This is a genomic window from Thalassospira sp. (assembly GCF_040218635.1).
Classification (GTDB): domain Bacteria; phylum Pseudomonadota; class Alphaproteobacteria; order Rhodospirillales; family Thalassospiraceae; genus Thalassospira.
In genome coordinates this window covers 1-24,954 of the sequence record NZ_JAVJRB010000010.1, presented here as the reverse complement: position 1 = coordinate 24,954, position 24,954 = coordinate 1, and the positions used below count along the sequence as shown (strand labels likewise).

At 51.8% G+C, this 24,954-nt stretch carries 22 protein-coding genes and 2 tRNA genes; 16 read left to right on the top strand and 8 right to left on the bottom strand.

All coding sequences use genetic code 11. From position 1 onward, the window contains the following. Positions 1–4 precede the first annotated feature (4 nt). A complete protein-coding gene (asnB, locus tag RIC05_RS10655; protein WP_350047338.1) occupies positions 5–1,921 on the top strand; it encodes an asparagine synthase (glutamine-hydrolyzing) in 1,917 nt (638 codons plus the stop codon). Here the strand turns inward: asnB and RIC05_RS10650 are convergent. Beyond that, positions 1,889–2,980 (bottom strand): response regulator, encoded by a 1,092-nt coding sequence (locus RIC05_RS10650; protein WP_350047339.1) that lies wholly within the window; start codon positions 2,978–2,980, stop codon positions 1,889–1,891. The genes asnB and RIC05_RS10650 overlap by 33 nt on opposite strands. A gap of 276 nt (positions 2,981–3,256) precedes the next feature. Here RIC05_RS10650 and RIC05_RS10645 point away from each other — a divergent pair, with 276 nt between their 5' ends. The 9 genes from RIC05_RS10645 to RIC05_RS10605 all read left to right on the top strand — a co-directional run bounded on the left by RIC05_RS10645 (position 3,257) and on the right by RIC05_RS10605 (position 13,322). After that, positions 3,257–4,132, top strand: a complete 876-nt coding sequence (locus tag RIC05_RS10645; protein ID WP_350047340.1) for a MurR/RpiR family transcriptional regulator — start codon at positions 3,257–3,259, stop codon at positions 4,130–4,132. Positions 4,133–4,168: 36 nt separating this feature from the next. Then, positions 4,169–5,545 (top strand): aspartate aminotransferase family protein, encoded by a 1,377-nt coding sequence (locus RIC05_RS10640; protein ID WP_350047341.1) that lies wholly within the window; start codon positions 4,169–4,171, stop codon positions 5,543–5,545. Beyond that, positions 5,545–6,378: a beta-keto acid cleavage family enzyme gene (locus RIC05_RS10635; protein ID WP_350047342.1), complete on the top strand. Its 834-nt coding sequence runs from the start codon at positions 5,545–5,547 to the stop codon at positions 6,376–6,378. The genes RIC05_RS10640 and RIC05_RS10635 overlap by 1 nt, the downstream gene beginning before the upstream one ends. A 203-nt stretch (positions 6,379–6,581) precedes the next feature. After that, positions 6,582–7,559 carry a TAXI family TRAP transporter solute-binding subunit gene (locus RIC05_RS10630; RefSeq protein ID WP_350047343.1) on the top strand — a complete coding sequence of 326 codons (978 nt, stop codon included), beginning with the start codon at positions 6,582–6,584 and terminating at the stop codon, positions 7,557–7,559. Positions 7,560–7,758: 199 nt separating this feature from the next. Continuing rightward, on the top strand, positions 7,759–10,362 hold the full coding sequence (locus RIC05_RS10625; RefSeq protein ID WP_350047344.1) for a TRAP transporter permease: 2,604 nt from the start codon (positions 7,759–7,761) through the stop codon (positions 10,360–10,362). A 14-nt stretch (positions 10,363–10,376) separates the two neighbouring features. Next, entirely contained in the window at positions 10,377–10,805 is a 429-nt protein-coding gene (locus RIC05_RS10620; RefSeq protein WP_350043014.1) for a universal stress protein, read from the top strand. 48 nt (positions 10,806–10,853) lie between these two features. After that, positions 10,854–11,285 carry a hypothetical protein gene (locus RIC05_RS10615; protein WP_350047345.1) on the top strand — a complete coding sequence of 144 codons (432 nt, stop codon included), beginning with the start codon at positions 10,854–10,856 and terminating at the stop codon, positions 11,283–11,285. Between the two features lie 268 nt (positions 11,286–11,553). Further along, entirely contained in the window at positions 11,554–12,423 is an 870-nt protein-coding gene (locus tag RIC05_RS10610) for a formylglycine-generating enzyme family protein (RefSeq protein WP_350047346.1), read from the top strand. A 158-nt stretch (positions 12,424–12,581) separates the two neighbouring features. Next, on the top strand, positions 12,582–13,322 hold the full coding sequence (locus tag RIC05_RS10605) for a DUF6969 family protein (protein ID WP_350047347.1): 741 nt from the start codon (positions 12,582–12,584) through the stop codon (positions 13,320–13,322). A gap of 89 nt (positions 13,323–13,411) precedes the next feature. Here RIC05_RS10605 and RIC05_RS10600 read toward each other — a convergent pair whose 3' ends face one another. Continuing rightward, positions 13,412–13,810 (bottom strand): c-type cytochrome, encoded by a 399-nt coding sequence (locus tag RIC05_RS10600; RefSeq protein ID WP_350047348.1) that lies wholly within the window; start codon positions 13,808–13,810, stop codon positions 13,412–13,414. Between the two features lie 428 nt (positions 13,811–14,238). Between RIC05_RS10600 and spbR the strand changes: the two genes are divergently transcribed. Further along, the gene (gene spbR, locus RIC05_RS10595) at positions 14,239–15,375 is read left to right on the top strand and encodes a SpbR family protein (protein ID WP_350043019.1); all 1,137 of its coding nucleotides are present in this window, start codon (positions 14,239–14,241) and stop codon (positions 15,373–15,375) included. Positions 15,376–15,519: 144 nt separating this feature from the next. On the opposite strand, the gene RIC05_RS10590 is transcribed toward spbR, so the two are convergent. From RIC05_RS10590 to RIC05_RS10575, 4 genes are all read right to left on the bottom strand, one after another. Continuing rightward, positions 15,520–16,911, bottom strand: coding sequence for a TRAP transporter large permease (locus RIC05_RS10590; protein WP_350047349.1), 1,392 nt, complete (start codon positions 16,909–16,911; stop codon positions 15,520–15,522). A 21-nt stretch (positions 16,912–16,932) separates the two neighbouring features. Then, entirely contained in the window at positions 16,933–17,517 is a 585-nt protein-coding gene (locus tag RIC05_RS10585; protein ID WP_350043021.1) for a TRAP transporter small permease subunit, read from the bottom strand. A gap of 109 nt (positions 17,518–17,626) precedes the next feature. Next, positions 17,627–18,688 (bottom strand): TRAP transporter substrate-binding protein, encoded by a 1,062-nt coding sequence (locus RIC05_RS10580; RefSeq protein ID WP_350043022.1) that lies wholly within the window; start codon positions 18,686–18,688, stop codon positions 17,627–17,629. Between the two features lie 575 nt (positions 18,689–19,263). After that, positions 19,264–19,340 (bottom strand) — tRNA-Pro (locus tag RIC05_RS10575). A gap of 947 nt (positions 19,341–20,287) precedes the next feature. Here RIC05_RS10575 and RIC05_RS10570 point away from each other — a divergent pair. Together RIC05_RS10570 and RIC05_RS10565 are read left to right on the top strand one after the other, a co-directional pair. Continuing rightward, positions 20,288–21,013, top strand: a complete 726-nt coding sequence (locus tag RIC05_RS10570) for a GGDEF domain-containing protein (protein ID WP_350059757.1) — start codon at positions 20,288–20,290, stop codon at positions 21,011–21,013. 4 nt (positions 21,014–21,017) lie between these two features. After that, positions 21,018–21,815 (top strand): substrate-binding periplasmic protein, encoded by a 798-nt coding sequence (locus RIC05_RS10565; protein WP_350047351.1) that lies wholly within the window; start codon positions 21,018–21,020, stop codon positions 21,813–21,815. Positions 21,816–21,912: 97 nt separating this feature from the next. On the opposite strand, the gene RIC05_RS10560 is transcribed toward RIC05_RS10565, so the two are convergent. Together RIC05_RS10560 and RIC05_RS10555 are read right to left on the bottom strand one after the other, a co-directional pair. Then, positions 21,913–21,989, bottom strand: a tRNA-Pro gene (locus tag RIC05_RS10560). 130 nt (positions 21,990–22,119) lie between these two features. Further along, the gene (locus tag RIC05_RS10555) at positions 22,120–23,157 is read right to left on the bottom strand and encodes a polyprenyl synthetase family protein (RefSeq protein ID WP_350047352.1); all 1,038 of its coding nucleotides are present in this window, start codon (positions 23,155–23,157) and stop codon (positions 22,120–22,122) included. Between the two features lie 255 nt (positions 23,158–23,412). Here RIC05_RS10555 and RIC05_RS10550 point away from each other — a divergent pair, with 255 nt between their 5' ends. From RIC05_RS10550 to RIC05_RS10540, 3 genes are all read left to right on the top strand, one after another. Further along, the gene (locus RIC05_RS10550) at positions 23,413–23,670 is read left to right on the top strand and encodes a putative signal transducing protein (protein WP_350043026.1); all 258 of its coding nucleotides are present in this window, start codon (positions 23,413–23,415) and stop codon (positions 23,668–23,670) included. A 40-nt stretch (positions 23,671–23,710) separates the two neighbouring features. Beyond that, positions 23,711–24,499, top strand: a complete 789-nt coding sequence (locus RIC05_RS10545) for a tRNA1(Val) (adenine(37)-N6)-methyltransferase (RefSeq protein WP_350047353.1) — start codon at positions 23,711–23,713, stop codon at positions 24,497–24,499. 75 nt (positions 24,500–24,574) lie between these two features. Beyond that, a complete protein-coding gene (locus tag RIC05_RS10540) occupies positions 24,575–24,799 on the top strand; it encodes a hypothetical protein (protein WP_350047354.1) in 225 nt (74 codons plus the stop codon). The last annotated feature ends 155 nt before the right edge of the window (positions 24,800–24,954 follow it).

Sequence of the window (24,954 nt, the reverse complement as noted above, 5' to 3'; positions counted from 1 at the left end):
AAAGATGTGCGCGATTGCAGGGGCGACAGCACCGGATGATCAATTGGCCGTTGCCGGTATCTTGCAAAAGCAGCGTCATCGTGGACCGGATGGCCGCGATGTCTGGTCTGATCCCGATGGGCGGATCACACTTGGCTGTGCCCGCCTGGCAACAACCGATCTGACCCCACTTGCGCAACAACCTATCCAAAGCCGTGATGGTCGGTTCGTTCTGGCCTTTAACGGATATATTGCCGGTCATCGCCGCCTGATTGCGGAATGTATGACGCAAGGAACAGCATTCAAAAGCCGGAACGATGCGGAACTTGTCCTGCATCTTCTGGCGCAGGCGGTTCAGGGTGGGCGCGATGTTGCCTCTGCACTTGAAAACCTATCCGGGCAATATGCGTTGGCGTTCTGGGATTGCAAAACGGGATGCTTGTGGCTGGCCCGTGATCCACTTGGGATCAAGCCGCTTTACGTCATGACGCGCCCGGATCGCGGGGTGGCGTTTGCATCTGAGGTTGGTCCGCTTGATGTGATAGCCCCGATGTCCTTTGATCAGGATGTTAAGGCAGGCTATCTCGCCCATCTTTTCGTTCAGGCACCGCAAAGCGGTGTTTCGGGGATTGAGCTTTTACCGCCCGGAACGGTGTTGTCCTGGCAGGCAGGTAAAACCACAAGATCGCGGATCAAGCATCCCGCCAACCGGTTGCGTCCCATATCAGATCGGCAAACTGCCGTGGATAAGGTGCGTAAAGCTGTTCGGCAGTCGGTTGCTGATGCACTGGATGCCGATTGTGCTGTTGGTGCGCTTGTTTCTGGCGGGTTGGATAGTGCTGGTGTATCGGCATTGGCCTGTGATCTGGCGCGCGAACATGGGCAAGCATCGCCGTTGGCATTTGTCATGGGGTTTGACGATCCAAAGCGCGATGAAACGGCGTTTGCACGTAACCTGTGTCGTCATACCGGGCAGGAATTGCACGTGATCAAAGCGCCCAAAACCGCCCCGGAAATTTACGATGCGCTGTGTGATGGACTTCGCAGTGTTGGTGCGCCCTTTGCCAATCCGTCGATTGTTTTAATGCAGCGCCTTTCCGAAGCGGTTGGCAATCATGTGCGGGTTTGTTTAACGGGCGATGGCGGGGATGAGCTATTTGGCGGCTATCCACGCTATCGGGCTGCATCACTATATCAGCATTACTGGCAGAACTTGCCCGGTGGCCTGCGCCGGTTGGCCGCAAGCCTGTCAGACCAGATGAGCAAGCGAAACCTGCGCCGGTTTCTGGTTGGTGGGGCCGGGGGATTTGAGGATGCATTTGATATCTGGAACAATCGGTGTGCCATTCCCGAACTGACTGCCCGGATGTCCTGTTCGCCCATTCAGGATCAGGAAGGTATTGGGCAAAACCTTGTCGATCGGATGATGCGGTTTGATCGGGATGTGACTTTGCCGGGCAATCAATTGGTGATGTCGGATCGTTGTGGAATGGCACATGGCTTGGAATATCGATTACCGCTGTTGGGTCACGATGTGGTTGCCATCGCATCCATGATCACAGCCGATCAGCATCAGCACCGAGGGAGCAAGTCAGTCTGGCGGGAGGTCATCGCGCCATATCTTCCCAAAGGTCATGCAGGGCGTTCTAAAATTGGCTTTAACCCGCCGGTCGAAGACTGGCTTGGCAATCTGGGCCGTTATATCTGGGAGGATGATGAAAGCATCCTTTCGGCCATTTTCGATGGGCAGAAGGTAGCGAAATCCGATCAGCACCGATATTGGCAGCGTGCCATTTCAGGCAGGGATATGGATATGTCGCTAAGCGTCTGGGCGCTTCTGGTTTGGCAGGTTTGGGGGATGCTTTTGGACGATACGCAACAGACTGGTTCGATCAATCCCAAGAGAATATCAGATATGGGCGTCGCTGCTGAAATTGCGTGATCTGGAATACAGGTTTAGCGCGGTCAAGGCCGTCGGGGCCAATTGAACCACCTGACGCGACAGGGCAAGAATGCGGTTCTCGTCAAGTTGGCTGTCTTCAAAGATCGATTGGGTGGTTTCGCATAATTCAGAAAGTTGACGCAGGCCAAACGTGCCGGATGTGCTTTTGAGAACATGCACTTCGTTGCGCACCGTCGTCAGGTCATCTTCTGAAAGGGCCTTGTCAATTTTGACCAAGCGGTTTTCGGTTTCATTGATGAAAATATCAATGCCGCATTTCGCCCCTTCATCGCCAGCATCACTGTAAAGCTGTTCAAGAATACGGATATCAAGAACCGGGCTGGTAAGTGACTCTGGACGATGTGGTCGACCCAGCCGTGCACTTTTGCTGCGAAGATGCGGCGGCGGCATGCTCGGTTTCGCGTCTGATCTTTGTACCGGGGAGCGCGCAATCAGGTCCTTCATGGTTTCAATCAGTTTGTCGCGCTGAATGGGTTTGTTGATGAAATCATCGACACCTGATTGCCGCGCGATAACATTCCAGTCACGTGATTGATGTGCAGAAAGCGCGATGATCGGTGTTTTTGACACCGGGCCGGGCATGTGGCGAATGCGACGTGTGGTGTGCAAACCATCCATGTCAGGCATTTCAACATCCATCAGGATGAGATCGGCAGTTACCCCCCGGCGCAGCATGTTCAGAACGGTTTGACCGTTGCTGGCTTCGATGACGGTATATCCTTCGGATTGAAGGATACGCCGGGCGACCATACGGTTGCTTTCGCTGTCATCGGCAATAATGACAGTGCCGGTTTTGGCGTCATTGGCCGCGCTGTTATGATTGGGTTTATCAAGTGGAATGGCCTGCGGTTTGACAAAGCAAACAGAGATCATGCCGCCATCGGCGAGCTCGGTCTCATTGAAGATCAGGTCTTCTTCGGCAACGCCCGTGATAAGCTGTTCCCACGCCGGATTGGCAAACACAATCCGTTCGTCAGCATCAAAAAGCGCAATGCCTGCTTGCGTCTGTGCAAGCGCATCAATGATCCGGTCTTCCATTGGCCACCTACCGATTCGGTGCCCAGTCCCATACCAAGAGGCACATATTTTCTTTTTTATGAAACGCAGACGTTTCAATTATGTCTCCATTTATTGTTACATTTTTTTCTAATAAGTCCATGTTTTTTAGAGCCCCCAGCCCCGAATCCTGTTCGCAAGATGAAACAGATCGACGAAGCATTTGTTTCATTTGTAGAAATTTTGAAACATATGTTGCGGTTGCATGCTGCTTGTGGCGTAATTTCAGGTATCGTGTTGCACAAAGGTGCCTGATTGATGGGGTTGTATTCTGATTTGCGTGAAAAGCTGATTTCGGACTATGCCAAGCTTAGTCCGCAGATGCAGAAGGCTGCGCGCTATATCCTTGATCACCCCAATGAGGTCGCCTTGCGATCCATGCGCGCCCTTGCGGGGGCGGCCGATGTTCCGCCAAGCACCATCACCCGGTTGATGACGGCAATTGGTGTCGAAACATGGCAGGAATTCCGCGATCATTATCAAAACCGGTTGCTTGACCAGCCAGCAAGCTATGCCCAGCGTGCACGAGAAACCCAAAAAAATGAGCAGGATGTAAATCGCGATGAGCATTTGCTTGAAAGCATTTCTCTGACCGAGATCGATAATATCCGTGCTGCCTTTAGCCCCGAGCTTATCGCAAAGATGATCGATGCCTGTGGCGTAATTGAAAATGCCCGACAGGTTTTCATTGTTGGCTGTGGTGCGGCGTATCCTGCGGCCTATCAGTTTGCCTATGGCTATCGCCTGTTTTGCGACAATGGCAAACTGGTTGATGGTCATTCCGGTGCGTTCGGCGATGAGTTGCGCGGTATCACACGGCGTGATGTGCTGATTGCGGTTGGGGCCAAACCTTATATCCGGGGCACGGTACGCGCGGTTAATTTTGCCCGCGACCAACATTGTCCGGTCATTGCCATAAGTGATTCAGACGTATCGCCGATTGCACTTGATGCAATGATCAAGCTGGTTGTGCGCGATCATTCTCAATCGTTTTTCCAAAGTTTCACCGCTGCGTTATCAGTCATGCAGGCGCTGGTTGCCCTGCTGGTTGCGCGTGGCGGTCAAAAGGCCCTGCAACGGATTGCCGCTGCAGAAGAACAACTTGCTGCTTTCGATACCTATCTCGAAGCGTGAAGCCTTACTTTAACGCCCCACACGGAACACCCGATCATGACAATTGCGTCACATAAGACTTCTGCCCCGAATGCCTCAACCCACGTTTTGCACCGGACAAGCATTGCAACACCGCCGCGTGCGGTAAAGGGCGAGGGCATTTATATTTTCGATGAGAATGGCAAAAGTTATCTAGACGCATGTGGGGGGGCGGCGGTGTCATGCCTTGGCCATTCTGACCCGGATGTCCGTGCGGCAATGCATGCCCAGATCGATCAGATTGCCTATGCCCATTCCGGGTTCTTTTCATCCGATGCGATGGAAGAACTGGCCGATGAACTGGTGGCGCATGCACCAGCAGGCATTGATAAGGTCTATTTTGTGTCGGGCGGGTCCGAGGCAACCGAAGCCGCCCTTAAGTTGGCGCGTCAGTATTTTCTTGAGATCGGTCAGCCGGACCGCAAATACGTCATCGCACGGCGTCAATCCTATCATGGCAATACGCTTGGCGCGCTGTCTGTCGGCGGCAATATGTGGCGGCGTAAACAGTTCGAACCCCTGTTGATCACGGCAAGTCATATTGCGCCGGTTTATCAATATCGTGACCAACGCGCAGATGAGACGGTCGAAGCCTATGGCCTGCGTGTGGCCAATGAACTGGAAACGGCAATTCTTGAACTTGGTCCCGATAGTGTTGCGGCTTTTGTCGCCGAGCCGGTGGTGGGCGCCACTTCCGGGGCATTGGCGCCGGTGCCGGGATATTTCAAACGCGTCCGCGAGATTTGCGATCAATATGGCGTGTTATTGATCCTTGATGAAGTCATGTGCGGAATGGGGCGAACCGGCACGCTTCACGCGATTGAACAGGAAGGCATTTCTGGCGACTTGCAAACCATCGCCAAGGGACTGGGGGCTGGTTATCAGCCGATTGGTGCCGTTCTGGTGTCAAAGAAAATCAATGATGCGATTGCCAATGGATCAGGGTTCTTTCAGCACGGTCATACCTATCAGGGTCACGCGACCGCCTGTGCCGCCGCCCTTGCGACCCAGCGTGCGATCAAAGAACGCAATCTTTTGGCCAATGTGATCAAACAGGGTGAAAACCTTTTTGATGGTTTGCAGGCGAAATTGGGTCAGCACCCCTTTGTCGGGGACATTCGCGGGCGCGGACTGTTTCGCGGTGTGGAGCTGGTGGCAGACCGTGACACCAAAGACCCGTTTGACCCGGCTCTCAAGATCAATGCCAAAGTCAAAAAGGCGGCCTTTGCCCGCGGTTTGATGGCCTATCCGATGGGCGGGACGATTGATGGTGTGCGGGGCGATCATGTGTTGTTTGCCCCGGCCTTTATCGTGACCGAAAATGATATCGGTAAAATCGTTGATCTGTTTGCCGGGGCGTTGGATGACGTCTTTAAGGCGGAAGGATTGTCATAATGGGTTATACCGATACGCCGTTTCTGATCGCATCTGCCCCGAATGGTGCGCGCAAGACCAAGGCGGATTTGCCCAATATTCCAATCACGCCGGCAGAAGTCGCGAAGACCGCATTTGATTGCCAACAGGCTGGTGCGGGGATGATGCACCTTCACGTCCGCGATGATGAACAGCGCCACAGCCTTGATGTCGGGCGGTATCGTGAAATGCTGGCCGAAGTGCGGGCGGCCGTTGGTCCGGATATGCTGTTGCAAGTCACCACCGAAGCGGTGGGGATGTATAGTGCGCATGATCAGATGGCGATGGTGCGCAAGCTTGTGCCCGATGCGGTATCGATTGCCATTCGGGAAATTGCACCGATTGATGTCGATTTGAACGCGGTAAAGGCCTTTTTCGAGTTTATGCGTGAAGCAGAAATTGCCCCGCAATTGATCGTATATGAGACCGAAGACGTGCAGCGCTTTAACCAGCTTGTCGAGATTGGTGTGCTGTCGGGCGAAAAGTTCCCGGTCTTGTTCGTTCTGGGGCGCTATAGCGACGGGCAGCAATCCGATCCGGTTGATTTGTTGCCATTCATCGGGTCGAGTTCCTATATCTCTGAATGGATGGTGTGTGCCTTTGGTGTGCTTGAGAATGCATGCATCTTGACCGGTGCCGGATTGGGTGGTCATGGGCGTATTGGTTTTGAAAATAATCATCTTGGGGTTGACGGAAGCCCCGCGGGCCATAATGCTGAACTGATTGCTCAGGCGCGGGATGGTGCAGGTTTGATGAACCGCAAAATCGCGACGGGCGCGCAGGCCAGACAGATCATGCAACCGCGATGGTCATAAGTTTCAGTGAATTGCAGAAAAGTCGCTTAAAAAAGCGAAATCTATCAGGAGGTTTGGGGGTTATAGTCTTTAAATTCGGTTCGCCGGACACTATACTCCCGTAGTCGAAACATCTGATTTATCTGATGTTTCTATATAATTCTTCTGCTCTTCGTCGGGCAGTTGAATGCCTTATAACAGGGTGTACAAGGGAGCTAATCCTAATGAAAAAACTAATTGCTGTAGCGACTGCTGTCGCTGCAATCGCAGGCGCTTCGCTGTTTGCCGGTCAGGCTTCAGCACAGGAAAATCGTTTCATCACCATCGGTACCGGTGGTGTTACCGGTGTTTATTACCCAACCGGCGGTGCGATCTGCCGTTTGGTAAATAAAGACCGTAAAGAGCATGGCATTCGTTGCTCGGTCGAGTCCACGGGTGGTTCGTCATACAACATCAACACCATTCGCGCAGGCGAACTTGATCTTGGTGTTGCCCAGTCTGACATCCAGTACTATGCCCTGCATGGTGAGAAAGCCTTCAATGAAGTCGGCCCGTTTGCGGACCTTCGTGCTGTTTTCTCAATCCATCCTGAGCCGTTCACCGTTGTTGCCCGTGCAGATGCCGGCATCAAAACCTTTGACGATCTCAAAGGCAAACGTGTGAATATCGGTAACCCGGGTTCAGGTCAGCGCGACACCATGGACATCGTGATGTCGGCCAAGGGTTGGACCCTTGACGATTTCGCACTGGCGTCCGAACTGAAACCGGCTGAACAGTCCCAGGCACTGTGTGACAACAAGATCGATGCCATGATCTATACCGTTGGTCACCCGTCTGGTTCCATTCAGGAAGCAACCACGGCATGTGATTCTGTTCTGGTTGAAGTTGCTGGTGCAGAAATCGACAAACTGGTTGCCGACAACCCGTATTACCGTGTTGCCACCATCCCGGGCGGCATGTATCGCGGCAATCCGGACGATGTCAAAACCTTCGGTGTTGGCGCGACTTTCGTGTCTTCGACCAAAACCGATGAAGACGTTGTTTACCACGTCGTCAAAGCTGTGTTTGATAACTTCGACGATTTCAAAAAGCTGCATCCGGCTTTTGCAAATCTTGTCAAAGAAGAAATGGTCAAAGACGGCCTTTCAGCACCGCTGCATGATGGCGCTGCAAAATACTACAAAGAAGCAGGCTTGATGTAATCAGGCAGGAACGGAGGGCAGAATTCTGCCCTCCGTTTTTCGTTCTTTCGTCCGACGGGGGCATCTAAAAATTTCATAAAGCCGATGCCTTGTAATGGGCATCAATGTGCTCCGTGGGCGACCGGGTGTGTGTCGACGGAGATTTTTTGTTTCTGGGGTGCCAGAACAGGAATTCTTCGATCAGACCGGGAGTTTTGTAATGACCGACGTTAATAACGCGAACCAACCTGCATCTGATCAGGACCTTCAGGATCTGATTGCGGAAAATGATACAGGTGCGCGCCAGCCAACAGGCATGACAGCACGCATTTTGCTGTATGTGGCTGTGGCTTGGTCGCTGTTCCAGCTTTGGCTGGCATCGCCGCTTCCCTATATCGTAAATTTTGGTGTTTTCAATTCGACTGAAGCACGGTCGATCCATCTGGCTTTTGCTGTATTTCTCGCCTTTATGGCCTATCCGGCGTTTAAAAACTCGCCGCGCTCCTATATCCCGGTCATTGACTGGATTTTGGCGGCTGCGGCGGCATTCTGTGCGCTTTATATCTATATCTTTTATCGCGATCTGGCATCGCGTCCGGGCCTGCCGATTACGCAGGATCTGGCGGTTGCCGGTGTTGGTCTGGTGTTGTTGCTTGAAGCAACCCGCCGCGCACTTGGCCCGCCCTTGATGTGCGTTGCCGTGCTGTTCTTGGTGTATGTCTTCTTTGGCAATGCCGCCTGGGTGCCTGAAGTCCTGCAATGGGCCGGGGCCAGTTTCTCCAAGGCGATGTCGCATCAGTGGATCACCACCGAAGGCGTGTTCGGGATCGCGCTTGGCGTTTCAACAAGCTTCGTGTTCCTGTTTGTGTTGTTCGGATCCCTGCTCGATAAGGCCGGGGCGGGCAACTATTTCATCAAGGTTGCCTTTGCGGCCCTGGGGCATATGCGCGGTGGTCCGGCAAAGGCCGCTGTTTTGTCATCGGCCATGACCGGTCTGATTTCCGGGTCCTCGATTGCAAACGTTGTGACCACGGGGACCTTTACCATTCCGCTGATGAAGCGTGTCGGGTTCTCGGGCGAGAAGGCCGGTGCGGTTGAAGTTGCATCATCGGTCAATGGTCAGATCATGCCGCCGGTTATGGGGGCTGCGGCCTTTTTGATGGTGGAATATGTTGGCATACCGTATCCGGAAGTCATCAAACATGCATTCCTTCCAGCAACGATTTCCTATATCGCGCTGATTTATATCGTTCACCTTGAAGCCCTTAAGGCGAACATGAAGGGCTTGCCGAAACTTCATACATCGACCCTTACGCAGACATTGATGCGATCGGTTATGTTTGTCCTGTCCTTGGTGATCCTGTCCGGGGCGATCTATTACGCGATTGTTTTGCAAAAACAGTTGTTCGGCAATGCGGTTGGCTGGATCGTTGCCATCGAATGTGCCGCGGTTTACTTCGCCGGTCTTTATTATGCCGCGAAATATCCCGATCTTGAACTCGATGACCCCAATAAGCCGGTGATCAAGTTGCCCGAATTGGGCGAAACGGCAAAAGCCGGTTTGCATTACTTGCTGCCGGTTGTGGTTCTTGTCTGGTTCCTGATGATCGAGTTGAAATCACCGGGGCTGTCGGCCTTCTGGGCAACGGTTCTTATGATCTTCATCATGATGACCCAGCGCCCGGTAAAGGCATTCTTCCGCAAGCAGCCTGATTATATGGCTGAACTGCGTGCCGGTTTGCTGGATGTCGTGGACGGTTTTGCGACCGGCGCACGCAACATGATCGGCATTGGTGTTGCAACGGCGGCTGCCGGGATCATTGTCGGGACGGTATCGCTGACCGGGATCGGTCAGGTGATGGTTGAATTCGTCGAACTGATTTCCGGCGGTAATTTGATCCTGATTCTGATCTTTACGGCCGTGATCAGTCTTATCCTTGGCATGGGGCTTCCGACCACGGCGAACTATATCGTGGTCTCAAGCCTGATGGCGCCGGTGATTGTCGAACTGGGGGCAGAAAACGGATTGATTGTGCCGCTGATTGCGGTCCATCTGTTCGTGTTCTATTTCGGGATTATGGCCGATGTGACGCCGCCAGTGGGACTTGCGTCCTTTGCGGCGGCGGCGATATCGGGTGCAGACCCGATGAAAACCGGGTTTGTCGCATTCTTCTACTCGATGCGAACTGCTGTTCTGCCGTTCCTGTTCCTGTTTAACACCCAACTTCTGATGATCGGCCTAGATCATCCGGTGGATGTGGTGGTTGTCATCATTGTTTCAACAATAGCCATGCTTGTCTTTGCTGCAGCGACACAAGGGTATTTCTTTGCCCGCTCCAAGCTGTGGGAAAGTGCGGCATTGCTGTTGATCGCCTTTACCCTGTTCCGTCCGGGGTTCTGGCTCGACATGATTGAACCGCCTTATGACAATCTTCCGGCAAGTACGATCATCGAAGATGCGGCCAACATGCCGGAAAATTCCAGCATCCTTCTTGATGTCAACGGCATCAATATCGAGGGTGAGGAAGTTTCCAAATCGGTCATGTTGCCACTTGGTCCAGCAGGTGCCGGCGAGGATCGTCTTTATAACGCGGGTATCGGTATCCGTAATGAAGACGGTCGTATCTATATCGATGATCTGGTTTTCTCGGGTCCTGCTGAAAAAGCCGGTCTTGATTTCGACTTTGAAATCACGGCGGTGAAGGTCCAGGCCGATCGTCTGCCCAAAGAAGTGTTCTTCATTCCGGCATTCCTGGTGCTGGGGGGGATCATTGTTCTGCAACGCCGTCGCCAGCGCACCGAAGACGCGCTTGGCACAGCCTGACAGGGAGAATGACCATGTATAAGGATATTCTGGTTACAGTGGATCTTGATCATGACTCTTCCTGGAAGAAGGCTGTTCCGGTCGCGATCAAGCAGGCGCAAAGCTTTGGCGCACGTTTGCATGTTCTGACAGTGGTGCCCACTGTTGGTATGTCGATGGTGGGTCAGTTCTTTCCGAAGGGTTACGAAACCAAGGTTCTTGATGCCTATAACGAACGTCTGCATGAATTTGTCTCTGCAAATATTCCCTCAGAGATAAAAGTGCAGCACATCATCGGGCAAGGAACGGTCTATGAGGTAATTTTGAAAATGGCGAAGAAAACCAATTGCGATCTGATCGTTATCGGGGCCCATCGTCCGGAACTCAAAGATTACCTTTTGGGGCCAAATGCGGCCCGGGTTGTGCGCCATGCCGATTGTTCGGTGATGGTTGTTCGTGACTAAGCTTTGCTCATCACATAGGTGTTAGACACACGAAAAGGGGCGGTGCATATGCATCGCCCCTTTGCTTTTTCCAACATGCGGTTTGGTTATTTTGCCGCACAAGGGTTGGCGGCACAGGGATTTGCCGCACACGGGTTCGCAGCAGCACACGGATTGGCGGCACATGGGCTACATGGGCTGCAAGGATTTACGATCTTTTTCGCAGCACATGGATTTGCAGCACAAGGGTTCGCGGCACACGGGTTCGCGGCACATGGGTTGGCTGCACAGGGGCTGCAGGGCGCGCAACTTGCAACTTCGGCCGTTGGTGCCGGAAGCGGGGCCGCCATCGCCATCGGGGTTGCCATCGCCAGACTGGTTCCCATTGCAAGAGCCGGGATCAAAGCCTTGTGGGCGAAACTTTTGGTTTTCTTGGTCATTATTGCCTCTCTGAAAGTCCTGAAATGTCAAAGCCGACGTACACTCGGCGGCCGTCGGTAGAGGCACTATGGTTCAATTCAGCGAAGGAGCGGCGTCACATAGTTTCACTGTTATGTGACAGGCGCGTGTGGGCACAGGAGTACGTAACGGAATTATAATCGATGAGATCGCGATGAATTGCAGGGGCGCAACGGCAATAAAATCGTCAAACTGATTGAAAGAACGGTCAAATTTACGCATGTTAATGGTTAGAACGACTGTAAGATAAGGTCGCGGGTCCGGTTAAATAAACCGTGAGAACCAAATCCGATCAGGATGGAAATCGCTTATGAAGTTCGGGGACAGTATCGCTTCCATACAGAAAATTTGTGCTGCGGCGTGTCTTGTCGCCTTTGCAGGTCTGTCATCAGCAAAGGCCGATGACGCTGTGCCCGAAGTGGTTGAAATCCCCACCGGGTGGTTCTGGCAGGGGTCGGATTCTGTCGAGCGCGAATATGCCTATCAGATTGATGAACAGGTCTATGGCCACGATATCAGTCGGCGGAATCGTTGGTACGACATCGAAACCGACAAGTGGCGGGTTCATCTTCTGGGCTATCACATCAGCAAAACACCCGTGACGAATGACCAATACGCGATATTCGTCAAGGAAACGGATTATCCGGCACCTGAACTTAGCCAGGATGAATGGAACAGGCAGGGGCTTATATATAACTACGATACGGTCCAGCCATTCCTGTGGTCCAAGGGCAATCCGCCAAAAGGCCGGGGCGATCATCCGGTTGTGCTGGTGTCCTGGCAGGATGCGGTTGCCTATACCGAGTGGTTAAGCACCAAAACGGGTAAGAAATGGCGTCTGCCAAGTGAGATTTTCTGGGAAAAAGCCGTGCGTGGACCCGATGGGGTCTTTTATCCATGGGGGAATATCTTTGACCCTGAGCTGTTAAACAGCGGGGACCGTGGCCCGTTTGACACCATGCCAGTCGGCCAGTTCGAAGCTGGTCCTTATGGGCTTCATGACGGGGTCGGGCAGGTGTTTGAATGGACATCGACCTCAAAGCAAGCAGGCTATCGGCTTGTGAAAGGTGGGTCGTGGGATGATCGTGGCTGTGGTGTCTGTCGCCCAGCCGCCCAGCATGCTCGGCCAGAGCACCTTAAGCATATCCTGATTGGCTTTCGCGTGATGTATATCGATTAAATCGCGCTAGAAAACGCCGCGTTTTGATGGATGATTGTTGCAAACCAAACTGAAATCACTAACAGTTGATCGGTATTCATTGGCCCGATGGGCCGGGATACGGGTTATTCTGCCTTTGCGGAAATTCTTGAGCGGATCGCAAAGATGCTGGTGCTTATATGACTGAAATTGCAATCGACTGGACTTCCATGCCGACCAGCCAACTTGAAAGAATGTTGGCAGCAGGGCGTGACGTTATGGAATGTCACCGCGTTTTGACAGCAACGGGCGATAACATCGTCGGTGAGCTGATCAAGCATTCCGGTTCGTTCTATGAATGGTCACACTATCCCGACGGGGATGTCTATGACCGGCAATCGCATGCGCAGTTTTATTATCATGCACACCCCAAGGAAGAGCGACGTGAATGGAATGAACACGGTCATTTCCATACATTCATGCGTCCACGCGGCATGCCCGAAAAATGTAAACCCAAACAGATTGACGGGTTCGAATATCCCGAAGGCGCAAATGATGCCCTATCGCATCTGGTGGCTTTTTCGATGGATGAGTTTGGCTTTTGTCAGCGTTTGTTTACAACCAACCGCTGGGTCACTGGCGAAGTCTGGTATGATGCCGAAGATGCCATTTCCATGCTGGAAGGCTTTGTGATTGATCATGCACAGCCATCCTGGCCGGTGAACCGCTGGGTGTCGGGCATGATGGTTTTGTATCGTCCGCAAATAGAAGAATTGATCCGCCAACGTGACCGGATTGTTGAGGATTGGCGCGAAAAGCATCCGGATAATGATGTCTATGAGGACCGAAACCTTGAAGTGACCTCGGTCGAAAACATTGCCGTTGTCGAACAGATGCGTGCGATTGGCGAGGAACTTGGACGTCGCCGGAAAGCGGCATGACAAGGTCCGCGATTGAATGACACGAACATATAAAATGGCCGGAGCATTGCGCATCCGGCCATTTTTATCTTTTGAAGCTGAGCGGTGCGTTACTTGGTTTTCAAAAACTCGATAACGTCGGCAATTTCGTCTTCTTTTTTGAGCTTGAAGGCCATTTTTGAACGTTGTTTAGAACCGGCAATCTCGCTGAGTTTTGCGGACGGATCTTTCAGATAGTCGGTTAGAAACGCTTCGTCGGCGACAAAGCCCTTCTCGCATGCGGCTTGATAGCCGCTACCATATTTGTAGCCATCAACAGTGCCGCATTCCCGGCCAACTGAACCGGCCAGACTGGGACCAACCTTGTTTACGCCGGCATCGGTGCTATGGCAGGCGGCACAGCGTTTAAAAAGTTTCTCACCATTGGCGGCGTCTCCGGCAATTGCCGGTGCGGTTGCAAGGATGACCAAAGAGGTGACTGCAAAGGCGAGTTTATGGGTGTAGGTCATTAGGGGCCTCTCTCTTTTTCATTCTTCCCGTTGATCGGGACTGTCTGCGATCAGGCTATTACGCTATTACGTTGCGGGGTGACCGTTTGGTCAACACGGCAGCTAATTTTTCTGCTCATTGGCAATTTATGACGACCCATACCATATTTGATACATCACGGATTTGAGTTTAGTCAATTTGACGTGAATTGGCCGGAATTGCCGAAAACGGGATCGTGTGGTGATGGGTTTTGCGACAGACGGCTCGTAAATGAGTGTGTGTTAGAGATGGTTTATTGACTATTGGTTGATAGCTTAAACTTCAGGATGGTTGAAAATCAGGAACTTGTGCCCCATTTGGGGAAAATATGATTGTCGATTTAACGCCACAAGTATAGTCTGGGTGTGTGAATTGGCAGCCATTTGATAAGCGTGCCAGGAGATATCTATTGCCACGTATCACCAAAGACGATCTGACCAAGCTGGTTCAGGACCCTTCCGGGCAAAATCGCGCTGAGACAGCCGATAAGATCAGCCGTGAATTTACCACGGAAACGCTTTCGGATAGCGAACGTGTTCTGGCTGAAGATATCTTCCGTCTGATGATCCGCGATGCCGAGGTCCGCGTGCGCAAGGCGCTTGCCAAGAACCTTGCGCAGACGCCGCTGGTTCCGCACGATGTGGCGGCAACTCTGGCCCGCGATGTGGACGAGGTGGCACTTCCGGTTCTTGAGTTTTCCGAGGTTCTTAATGACGATGACCTCGTTGATATCATTGGTGACAATACCGACAGTGTCGAAAAGCAGCGCGCCATTGCGTCGCGCGCCCATGTGTCGGAAATTGTGTCGGCAACCCTGGTTGATATCGGCCATGAAGATGTGATGGTTGATCTGATGTCCAATCAAGGGGCGGAGATCAGTGAAATTACCCTTCAGAAAGTCGTTAGTGATTTTGGCGACAATGAACGCATCCAGAAACCGATGATTGAACGCAATCATTTGCCGATCACGATTGCGGAACGGCTGGTGACATTGGTATCGGACCGCATGCGTGCGCAATTGATTTCCCGCGGACATATCCCCGAAGGCATCGTCAATGCCGTCATGACCCAGTCGCAGGAAAGCGCGACCATCGGGCTTCTTGGCGACGGAGTTGAAGATCGCGATGTCGAGTTGCTGGTGGAACATCTTTATACCAACAACCGATTGACCAGCGGCTTGATCCTTCGTGCATTGTGCATGGGCGATGTGTCGTTCTTTGAGGCGGCGTTGGCCAAACGTGCCGGTGTATCTTTGATCAATACCCGCATCCTTATTCATGACAGCGGACCGTTCGGTCTTGAAGCGATCTATAACAAGGCGGATTTGCCAGAACATTTCTTCCCCGGTGTGCGCGCCGCAATCGAAGTCGCCCGCGAAACCAGTTTCGATGGTGGGGAAAAGGATAAAGAACGGTATTCACGCCGCATGATCGAACGGGTTCTGACCCAGTATGGCGATCTTGGTGTCGAATTTGATTCTGATGATGTCGACTATCTGATGGGCCGCATGTTGCAATTGCCCAGTGAACGGGCGTTGCATCCCTAAAATCGATACGTCTGAAAACATTTAAACCGCCCGATCTTTGATCCGGGCGGTTTTGTTTTGGGTGGGTGGGGCGATGCGTGCAGATCGATCACAAAGAAGGCGCTGTTTTTTTCAAACAGCGCCTTTTTGCAAAATCAGATCGTATTATTCAAGCAGCGTATTTGGCATCCACAAAGCGATCTCCGGGAAATACATCACCAGGATCAACCCGACAACCTGCAGGAGAACAAAGGGAATGATGCCCTTGTAGATCTGCTGGATCGAGATTGATTTTGGCGCGACACCTTTGAGATAGAATAGGGCAAAGCCAAAGGGCGGAGTTAAGAAGCTTGTTTGCAAGTTAACTGCCACAAGAACCGCGAACCAGGTCAGGATCTGTGCTTCTGATGCCTGAATGCCACCGATATCAAGGTGATGACCAAAATCAAGCTGGGCAATGACCGGTGCAAAGATCGGCAGAACGATCAGGGTGATCTCGACCCAGTCAAAGAAGAAGCCAAGGACAAAGATGATCACCATCAGAAGAAGCAGAACGCCCCATGATCCAAGACCGGCACTTTCGACCAGATCAATGACCAGATCATCACCGCCAAGCGAACGGAAGACATAGGAAAATACCGTTGCGCCTGCAAACAGGAAGAACAGCATCGCACCTGTCAGGGCTGAACGTTCGCAAACGTCTTTAAGGACCGGCCATTTCAAGCGACCTTTAACCAGTGCAAGGAATGTCGCACCAATCGCACCAACACCTGCGGCCTCGGTCGGGGTGGCAAAACCGGCAAAGATCGAACCCAGCACCAGAACAATCAGGAAGACGGGCGGCAGGAAGCTGCGAAACATCATCTTGACCAGATCCATACCGTGTACGGCTTCGCCTTCTGGAAGGGGCGGGGCCAGTGACGGGTTTATCTGGCAACGGACAAAGATGTAAACGGTGTACAAGCTGGCCAGAAGAAGACCCGGCAGGATGGCCGCCAGAAACAGATTGCCAACCGAAACCGACAGAAGGTCGGACATCAGAACCAGCATGATCGATGGCGGGATCAGGATGCCAAGCGTGCCGGATGCGGCAATTGTCCCTGTTGCAAGGGACGGATCATAGTTACGGCGCAGCATGACCGGTAGGGCCAGAAGCGTCATCATCACGACCGACGCACCAATGATGCCGGTGGTGGCGGCCATGATCGTTCCCATCAGGGTGACAGACAGGGCCAAACCGCCAGGAACCTTGCGCAACAGCATGTTCAGGCATTCCAGAAGGTCTTCTGCAACGCCACTTTTTTCAAGCATCGTTCCCATGTAAATGAACATCGGAACAGCAACCATCACCATGTTTTCGGAGATGCCGCCCCAGATGCGCGAAACGATATTGAAGAATTCAATGAAAGAGAAAACGTCATAGGCCATGCCAAGGAAGCCAAAGGCGATCCCGATGCCTGAAATGACGAATGCGACTGGAAGGCCCGTAAAGACAAGAAAGCCTAAAGAGGCAAACATGAACAGCGGAAACCAGTCTTCGATATAGAAGTTATCCATTTGGATTTATCCCCGTTCCGCTCAGTCTTCGAGCTTGGCAACGTCGCCAAGGTCTGCGTGGTGAGTGCCGACATAGTACCCGGCACGTTTGTGCAGGTTTGCCGGACCAAAGACAAAGACGTAGCATTTCAGGAAAATTGAAAGCCCCGCCATGGCGAGAAGGCCAAAGCCAATGGGAATGGTTGATTTGATGATCCAGCGATGGGTCAAGCCGGTTGTTGCGGCAGAAACTTCGTGGTTGTCATAGGAGCGAATGACAAAATCAAAACCAAAATAGATCACGAGCGCACAGAACGGTAAAACGCACAAAAGCCCGCCGATCATCTCAATGATGGCACGCGTGCGCGGGCGTAGCTGATCGCGGATGAGTTCAATGCGGACGTGGGAATCGCGAACATATGCATATCCAAAGCACAGCATGAACAGGCCGGTATGGAGGTGCCATTCAAGCTCCTGGAGCTTGATCGAACCCTGACCGCCAAACTTGCGCTGGATAACGTCATAGATGATGACAAACATCAAAGGAATGGCAAGCAAGGATGCCATCTTCCCCACGCGGGTAACAACATTATCAATGCCGTCACTAATTTTCAGTAGCGCTTCCATAGAAGGTCTCCCGGGTCTTTTTTTCGCGGTCAAGGCCGGGGCACTTGGCACCCGGCCTTGCCGAGACTTGTTCTTATCGACTGCCTAGCAGTCGTTCAGACCTGTTGGATTAGTCGAGATAACCGATGTCTTTCCAGATTTTGTAGTTCGCACGGAACTCCTGGAGACTTGCATAGGCATCTTTGAAAGCAGCATCTTCATTCGAAAGTTCAGTAGCTACTTCTTCCCAAGCTCCACGCATTGTGTCGAGCATTTCAGGCGACCATTTTTTGATGTTCACGCCTTTTTCCCGAAGTTCTTTCAGGGCCGCGAACTGGATTGCTTCACCTTCGGCGAAACCATATGCGAGGTTGTCATTACAGACAGACTCGATCTGTGCCTGCTGGGTGCCGGAAAGTGCATCCCATTTTTCTTTGTTCATCATCAGATCGAACAGGGTCGACTGCTGATGCCAACCCGGGAAGTAGTAGTATTTGGCAACCTGATGGAAGCCAAGTTTCAGATCGATCGCCGGCATGGAGAATTCGGTTGCGTCAATCGTGCCCAGTTCAAGTGCCGGATAGATGTCGCCGCCTGCAAGAAGCTGGGTCGAAACGCCAAGCTTTTCCATAACCTTTGCGCCAAGACCGAAGAAGCGCATTTTCAGGCCTTTAAGGTCTTCAGGGGAATTGATTTCTTTGGAGAACCAGCCAGAAGCTTCCGGGGCGATCAGGCCACAGAACAGTGACTTGATGCCATGCTCAGCATAAAGCTTGTCAAAGATTTCCTGACCGCCGCCGAATTTAACCCAAGCAAGGTATTCACCTGCCTGCGGGCCAAACGGAACAGCACCGAACAGCTGCAGTGCCGGAACTTTACCAGCCCAGTAACCCGGGGTGGAGAAAGCGGCATCAATCGAGCCGGTCGAAACAGCATCGAAAACTTCGAGTGCCGGTACAAGTGCACCTGGCTCATAGAATTTGATGTTGATATTGCCACCGGAAACCAGGTCGATTTTTTCATCAACGCGCTTACCAAGGGTGCCAAGCTGGGTCAGGCTGCCTGGATAGGTGGAGCCCATTTTCCAACGAACACGTTCCTGAGCATCTGCATCAGACGGTGCAGCGGTAAAAGCGGCCGCAGCAAGAACTGCGACACAGGTTGCCGATTTAAGCATTTTAGAAAAAGTCATTCGTCTTCCTCCCTAAGAAGTCCGAAATTGGTAATACCACGTGAGGCCGATTACCGCCTTTTGCTTTTATTATTGGGGCGGTTTTCTCCCCGATCTTTATGTTGCGGGGCGAAGCATAAGCGTATTTCGCAAGTATGGGCAAGTTTGTTTCGCCATCCGCGCAAGAAAATATCTTTCCGGTTGGGTGAAAAATAACTTGCATAACTATTCAAAAGGAGGATTTGCGCACGGGAATGCGCATTTTTCCGGGATTTCATACCAACATTGTTATTGTCCTACAAAGACACGGTAAATTGGCATGATCACCGAATTTTATGTGGTGAGAAGGTGTTTCCACACCCGGAATCGTGGTTTCCCCCATCCCTTTGAGCATGTGGCGTTTCAGAAAGCTTGATCGGGGACTTGAAAATCAGCACGTGGATTTGCAGGTGCAATATCAGATGCGTAAATTAATGGCATGTGCGTATCGGCATCTTGTTGCCGCAGGATAGCGCAGATGATTGAGAGGGGTATGGGGTGTGCACCATCGTCGAAACGAAAACGGGCGGTCCTTCAATGAAAGACCGCCCGACTGATGGTCGGAGCGAGAGGATTCGAACCTCCGACCCCTGCCTCCCGAAGACAGTGCTCTACCAGGCTGAGCTACGCTCCGTCAGTGGCGGGAGGTTTAGCTCTTCTTACGGCAGGGATCAAGCATAATTAGGGTGTTTCGCGGGAAAAATTTGTCCGGTTGTTAGCCTGTCGCACCGGGCTTGCGAAGGTTAAAGGGTCATCGCTTGCGGGCTGAGGAATACCAAATAAAGGCAGGTGAAAGACACCGCCAAACGGTTACCCGTTTCAAGGGGTGTTTGCGGTCGTGATATCCAAAAACAGACTTTTAGAAAACGACACCTAGCGCATTCGTGACAAGCCGCTTAACATCAACAAAATATGAACCAGAGCCCGGTTATCCTGAGCGATCCCATATGATCAGTTGGCCCAAACAGTTCTGAGAATGGATAAGATAGCTCTATTTACGAAGTTTATCGGGAAGTGTTGACTTGAATGGTTACCAATTTTCTGCGTCCGAACAATCTATCCCAAAAAGTGTTGCGTGTGATTTTCTCCATCTATTTGGGGGTATCTTGTTTGGTCACAAGCCTGCAGTTCTTGACCGAATATGTGAAAACGCAAGGCTCAATCCAAAGCGAATTGGAACAGTTGGAACAAACAGTTAACGCTCCTATCGCGACGAGTTTGTGGCAATATAACCAGAAGCAGCTTGATGCGTTGGTGGCAGGACTTCTTAAAATGCCCATCATCGTCGGTGTCGATATTTTCGATAAGAACGGCGAAAGCATCGTTTCCAAAAGATCCTACAGCGAAACGTCCGTTCCCTTGTCTCTTTTCGATAAGAAATCAGACTTGAACTGGGTGCTGAATGAGCAGGAAATCACCTTAGGGTCGCTGACACTTTATTCATCGTCGGAAGTCGTTCTGGATCGCGTTTTGTTCGGCTTTGCCTTGATCGCGATTACTGCGATCATAAAGCTGACGGTTCTCTTCTGGTTGTTTGTCTGGGCCTTTGACCGTTTTCTGGCAACGCCTTTGAAAAATTTGATGTCGCAAGTCGATGATGTTCAGCGCAGCCAAAATTTCAGCAAGCGGATCAATCTTTCCATCACCGAAAACAACGAAGTCAGCAAACTTCAGGACCATATGAACAATATGCTGTCTGCCATGGAAGCCGGCCATAAGCAGCTATTGGAAGATGAGCAAGCCAAGCGAAACTGGCTTGAAGACGCGGTTGCAAAGCGTACCGAAGAGCTGCAGATTTTGAATGAGAAGCTTAAAGACCTTGCGGCAAACGATTCTTTGACCGGGGCGCTGAACCGCGGAAATTTCTTTGAAACGGCGCAGAATCTGCTCCGAACTTTGCAAGCGCAAAGATCGCCTGCTTCCTTCATTTTGATGGATCTAGATCACTTTAAAACGGTCAACGATACGCATGGTCATTTTGTCGGTGACAAGGTTCTTATGCATTTTGCCCATACCGTTCAAAGTTTTCTGCGGGAACAGGACATCCTCGGAAGGCTGGGCGGGGAGGAGTTTGCAATATTTCTTCCCGATACGGGAATTGAGGATGCCGGTCATCTTGCCGATAAACTACGACAGGCCATTACCAAGGCAAGTTTGGATGTTGACGGTAAGACAATTACTTACACCGTCAGTTTCGGGGTTACCGTATCCGAGGCAAAAGACAATTCAATTGACGCATTGTTTAAACGTGCTGATTTGAAGCTTTACGGGGCGAAGGATAAAGGTCGCGACCGCGTTGAAAGGTAAGAAAATGCAACGTCTGTTCATCTTCATGATCCTTGCGACGATGACAGCTATGCCTCGTGCTGGTCAGGCAGCAACCTTGAAGGTTTGTTATGATCAGTGGGCCCCGATGACGATATTCCCGTCTGATGGCGCACCTAAACGCGGCGTTGTGATTGACATGGTCGACCAAATATACAGCTCTCACGGCTACGAGCTGGAATATTACGAAGTTCCGCTGGCACGCGGGCTTTCGATGGTTGCGGACGGGCTTTGCGATATGCTGCCGGAATATGTCTTTTCGGCAACCGCGGAAAAAGGCTTTGTCTATGCCGATGAAAAAACATTTGCCTATATAACGGCCTTTGTGGTCCGGCGAGACGATCCTTGGCTTTATAACGGCATTCAATCGCTGCAAGGTCGGCGCATCGCGACCGGGCCGGGCTGGGATTACAGCTCAGCCAGTCTGGCCTATCAGAGCTATATTGATGATCCCCGAAATTCGGACTTTATTGAAGTGATCTCTGGGTACGATGACGTGGTGGACCGGATATTTACCATGATCAAGGAAAACCGGGTCGACCAATATGCCGATAACGAACTGGTTCTTCAGTATGTTTTAAACCAGCTGAACCTGAATGATGACCTTAAAATCATCCGTCCCGGTTTGGAAACCAAACTGGTTGAACGGCCGATCTTTTCGACCAAAATGCCTGATGCAAAAAGGCAGGATCTTATAAAGATATGGGACGAGGGGCGCGTAGCACTGAGTGGCGCGGCAGAGAAAGCTTTGCTCGATAAGTATGGCGTGACGTTTAAAGACTAATAATAGTCCTGCAAGGTTGGCTGATTTATCCGGTCATAAACGAAAAACGCCCCGGCATTTCTGCCAGGGCGTAATCGTATGATACTTCTATCAATGATGGTCGGAGCGAGAGGATTCGAACCTCCGACCCCTGCCTCCCGAAGACAGTGCTCTACCAGGCTGAGCTACGCTCCGTCATTGCGAAGCCGGGTGATAATGGTTTCCGCTAGAGGACGCAAGATTTTTTTGCGTCAAACACCCGTAACCCCGGCATGCGATATTCAGATGGCTTTGGGTCAGGCGTCGTCCAGTCTCATTGCGTCCTTTAATAAGGACGGGAAATGCAAAACTCGACAGCTTCGATCATGGCATCCTTGATTGCGCCATCTTCAAAGCGGGTCAGGGTTTCAATCGCCATCTGACCATATTCGCGCGCCCGATCCATCGACGCATCAAGCGCGTCATATTTACGGATCAGTGTTTGCGCCCGGTCAAGGTCGCCATCTTCGAAGTTCTGGTCTTCCATGCAACGGCGCCAGAAGGCTTTTTCTTCGTCATCGCCCTTGGCGTAGGAAATGATCACCGGCAGGGTCACTTTGCCATCGCGGAAGTCATCACCCACGGTTTTACCTAGAGTGGCCTGATGGGCGGAATAATCCAGAACGTCGTCAATCAGCTGGAAAGCCGTGCCAAGGTAAATGCCATACAGGCGAAGGGCTTCTTCGTCTTCGGCGGAACGTTTGGCAATGACCGCGCCGATCTGCGATGCCGCGCCAAACAGGGCAGCCGTTTTTGCAGTGATCACTTCAAGATAGGAATCTTCGGATGTGCCCATGTCATTGGCGGTCGAAAGTTGCAAAACCTCGCCTTCGGCAATAACGGCAGATGCCTGTGCCAGAATATCCAATACCCGCAGGGATCCGGTTTTCACCATGACAACAAAGGCACGGGCAAACAGGAAATCACCGACCAGAACACTTGCTTCGTTGCCAAACAGGGCATTGGCCGAAGCCTGCCCGCGGCGCAACTGGCTTTCATCAACCACGTCGTCATGAAGAAGCGTTGCGGTATGAATAAATTCAACACACGCCGCCAGATCAACAGCATCCGGGCCATCGCCATAGCCGCACAGCCGTGCCGATGCGAGGGTCAGCATCGGACGCATGCGTTTGCCGCCTGCTGCGACAAGATGGGTTGCCAATTGCGGGATCAGAGCGACTTCGCTGTGCATATTGTCGATGATTACCTGATTGACGCGCTTCATGTCGCTGTCGACAAGGGTAACCAGAGAATCTAGGCTCGGCTGAGTCTTAGGCTGCGGTGCGGTATTGGTCACGCTGTATTCCGACTTTTTCAATGGCATCTTCGCTGCCTGAATTCGGCGAAGATTGCAAATAACACCAGGCGGCCTCAACATAGATAGGCCAAGGCATTATGGTCAAGTGGACAAATGTCATCAGGCCATGCGCCAAATGCCGGGTAAAATGCCGTTTTGTCAGCAGGTTTTTAAAAACCATGACGGCAAGCTACTACATTATAGTGCATATATCGGGTCTGGATCACTCTTGCCGGGCCTGTCAAAGGCCAAAGATCACAAAAGTTTTAGGGAAAACGCCATATGATTGAACTCTTTCGCAGCAACGATCCGATCGAACTGAGCTGGGCACAATCGGTTTTGGCCGATGAAGGTATTCTAAGCCACATCTTTGATTACCATGCCAGCATCATTGAAGGGTCGATTGGCGCATTACCCCGGCGTTTGATGGTTGATGGGCAAGAAGAAAGTCGGGCGAAATACGTTCTCGATATTGCCAGACGCGAATTGGATGCGCATAACGCTGCCAAAGATACATCTGATGCGCTGACGCCCGAATAACGCACCGGTCAGCGAAAGAAAGCAAGACCAAGGACGATGAATGGCAAGTGAGATTGCAGCGATTGAAGTGCCCGACTTTCCCGAAGACCGGATCAGTCACGATTTTCTTCTGGGCGGGTCGGTAACGCTAAAGCAACCGGTTGATGGCTATCACACGGCCATTGATGCCGTCTTGCTTGCAGCGTCCGTTTCGATCAATTCACACCGCGACGAAAAGATTTTGGATGTTGGTGCCGCTGTTGGATCAGTGGGCTTGTGCGTGGCCAAACGTCTGGAAAATGCCAAGGTTACAGGTGTCGAGCTGCAAGATGATCTTTACGCCCTGTTTTGTCGCAACGTGATGGAAAACGGTTTTGCCGGCCGGGTTACCCCCATCCACGGCGACATTAACAACAATTCGAAATTGCCACTGGCGGCACACAGCTTTGATCAGGTCATATCAAACCCGCCCTATTATCCAAGCGGCACACGCCCGGTCAATGAAAGCCGGGCACAGGCGCATCAGGAAGGCAGCACGGGTCTGAAAGACTGGATTGGCTTTTGCCTGAAGGTGCTACGTCATAAAGGGCGGATTACGTTGGTACACCGGGCCGATCATCTGGATCGGATTATTGCCCTTTTGCATGGTCGGGCGGGGGATGTGACTGTTTATCCGATCTGGAGCAAGCAGGATTCAGAAACCCCGTTGCGGGTGATTGTCTCGGCAAGAAAAGGTGTGGCATCACCGCTTAAGATGCGGCGCGGGATTGTTTTAAATGACGCCGAGGGGGTCTATTTGCCGCATATCGATGAACTTTTGCGCAATCCATTGCCATTGCCCGGTTTCTAAATGCGTCCAAGTTGAATATAAGTGCGCCTTGGCTGTGGCGATGGCTGCAAAAATAAATGTGCTTTGGGATCGAACATGCTGAGCTTTTCGAAAATCATCTTTACCGCATTGGTTGTCATCGTCGTATGGCAGGGGTTCAAGCTGTTTAACCGCGCCAAGCAGGTCCCCAAAAATGACCAGCCGAAACAAACCCGCGATGAGAAAAAAAGCAAAACCGGTTCAGCCCCCCAGGAAATGGAAAAATGCCCCAATTGCGGCGTTTACCATGCCGAAGGCTTCGCGCATCGCTGCGATGGGTAATCACCCCTGTGATTTAGGGTCAGGACCTATTAATTTGGTTTGAATGGTCACCCGGATTTGTGCGGATACGCGAAGCAAGACCGCAGGAAGATATGCATCTTTCAAGGTTTTGCGACAAAGTAGCCCGTACAAATCCGGGTGATCCGTAGGACAGG

Coding starts and splice junctions, on each gene's coding strand:
- RIC05_RS10645 (WP_350047340.1), top strand. CDS start 3,257: ATGGGGTTGTATTCTGATTTGCGTGAAAAGCTGATTTCGGACTATGCC.
- RIC05_RS10610 (WP_350047346.1), top strand. CDS start 11,554: ATGAAGTTCGGGGACAGTATCGCTTCCATACAGAAAATTTGTGCTGCG.
- RIC05_RS10600 (WP_350047348.1), bottom strand. CDS start 13,810: ATGACCTACACCCATAAACTCGCCTTTGCAGTCACCTCTTTGGTCATC.
- RIC05_RS10590 (WP_350047349.1), bottom strand. CDS start 16,911: ATGGATAACTTCTATATCGAAGACTGGTTTCCGCTGTTCATGTTTGCC.
- RIC05_RS10605 (WP_350047347.1), top strand. CDS start 12,582: ATGACTGAAATTGCAATCGACTGGACTTCCATGCCGACCAGCCAACTT.
- RIC05_RS10630 (WP_350047343.1), top strand. CDS start 6,582: ATGAAAAAACTAATTGCTGTAGCGACTGCTGTCGCTGCAATCGCAGGC.
- RIC05_RS10545 (WP_350047353.1), top strand. CDS start 23,711: ATGGCAAGTGAGATTGCAGCGATTGAAGTGCCCGACTTTCCCGAAGAC.
- RIC05_RS10585 (WP_350043021.1), bottom strand. CDS start 17,517: ATGGAAGCGCTACTGAAAATTAGTGACGGCATTGATAATGTTGTTACC.
- RIC05_RS10555 (WP_350047352.1), bottom strand. CDS start 23,157: ATGCCATTGAAAAAGTCGGAATACAGCGTGACCAATACCGCACCGCAG.
- RIC05_RS10635 (WP_350047342.1), top strand. CDS start 5,545: ATGGGTTATACCGATACGCCGTTTCTGATCGCATCTGCCCCGAATGGT.
- RIC05_RS10550 (WP_350043026.1), top strand. CDS start 23,413: ATGATTGAACTCTTTCGCAGCAACGATCCGATCGAACTGAGCTGGGCA.
- RIC05_RS10620 (WP_350043014.1), top strand. CDS start 10,377: ATGTATAAGGATATTCTGGTTACAGTGGATCTTGATCATGACTCTTCC.
- RIC05_RS10615 (WP_350047345.1), top strand. CDS start 10,854: ATGCATCGCCCCTTTGCTTTTTCCAACATGCGGTTTGGTTATTTTGCC.
- asnB (WP_350047338.1), top strand. CDS start 5: ATGTGCGCGATTGCAGGGGCGACAGCACCGGATGATCAATTGGCCGTT.
- RIC05_RS10570 (WP_350059757.1), top strand. CDS start 20,288: ATGTCGCAAGTCGATGATGTTCAGCGCAGCCAAAATTTCAGCAAGCGG.
- RIC05_RS10650 (WP_350047339.1), bottom strand. CDS start 2,980: ATGGAAGACCGGATCATTGATGCGCTTGCACAGACGCAAGCAGGCATT.
- RIC05_RS10540 (WP_350047354.1), top strand. CDS start 24,575: ATGCTGAGCTTTTCGAAAATCATCTTTACCGCATTGGTTGTCATCGTC.
- RIC05_RS10565 (WP_350047351.1), top strand. CDS start 21,018: ATGCAACGTCTGTTCATCTTCATGATCCTTGCGACGATGACAGCTATG.
- RIC05_RS10625 (WP_350047344.1), top strand. CDS start 7,759: ATGACCGACGTTAATAACGCGAACCAACCTGCATCTGATCAGGACCTT.
- RIC05_RS10580 (WP_350043022.1), bottom strand. CDS start 18,688: ATGACTTTTTCTAAAATGCTTAAATCGGCAACCTGTGTCGCAGTTCTT.
- RIC05_RS10640 (WP_350047341.1), top strand. CDS start 4,169: ATGACAATTGCGTCACATAAGACTTCTGCCCCGAATGCCTCAACCCAC.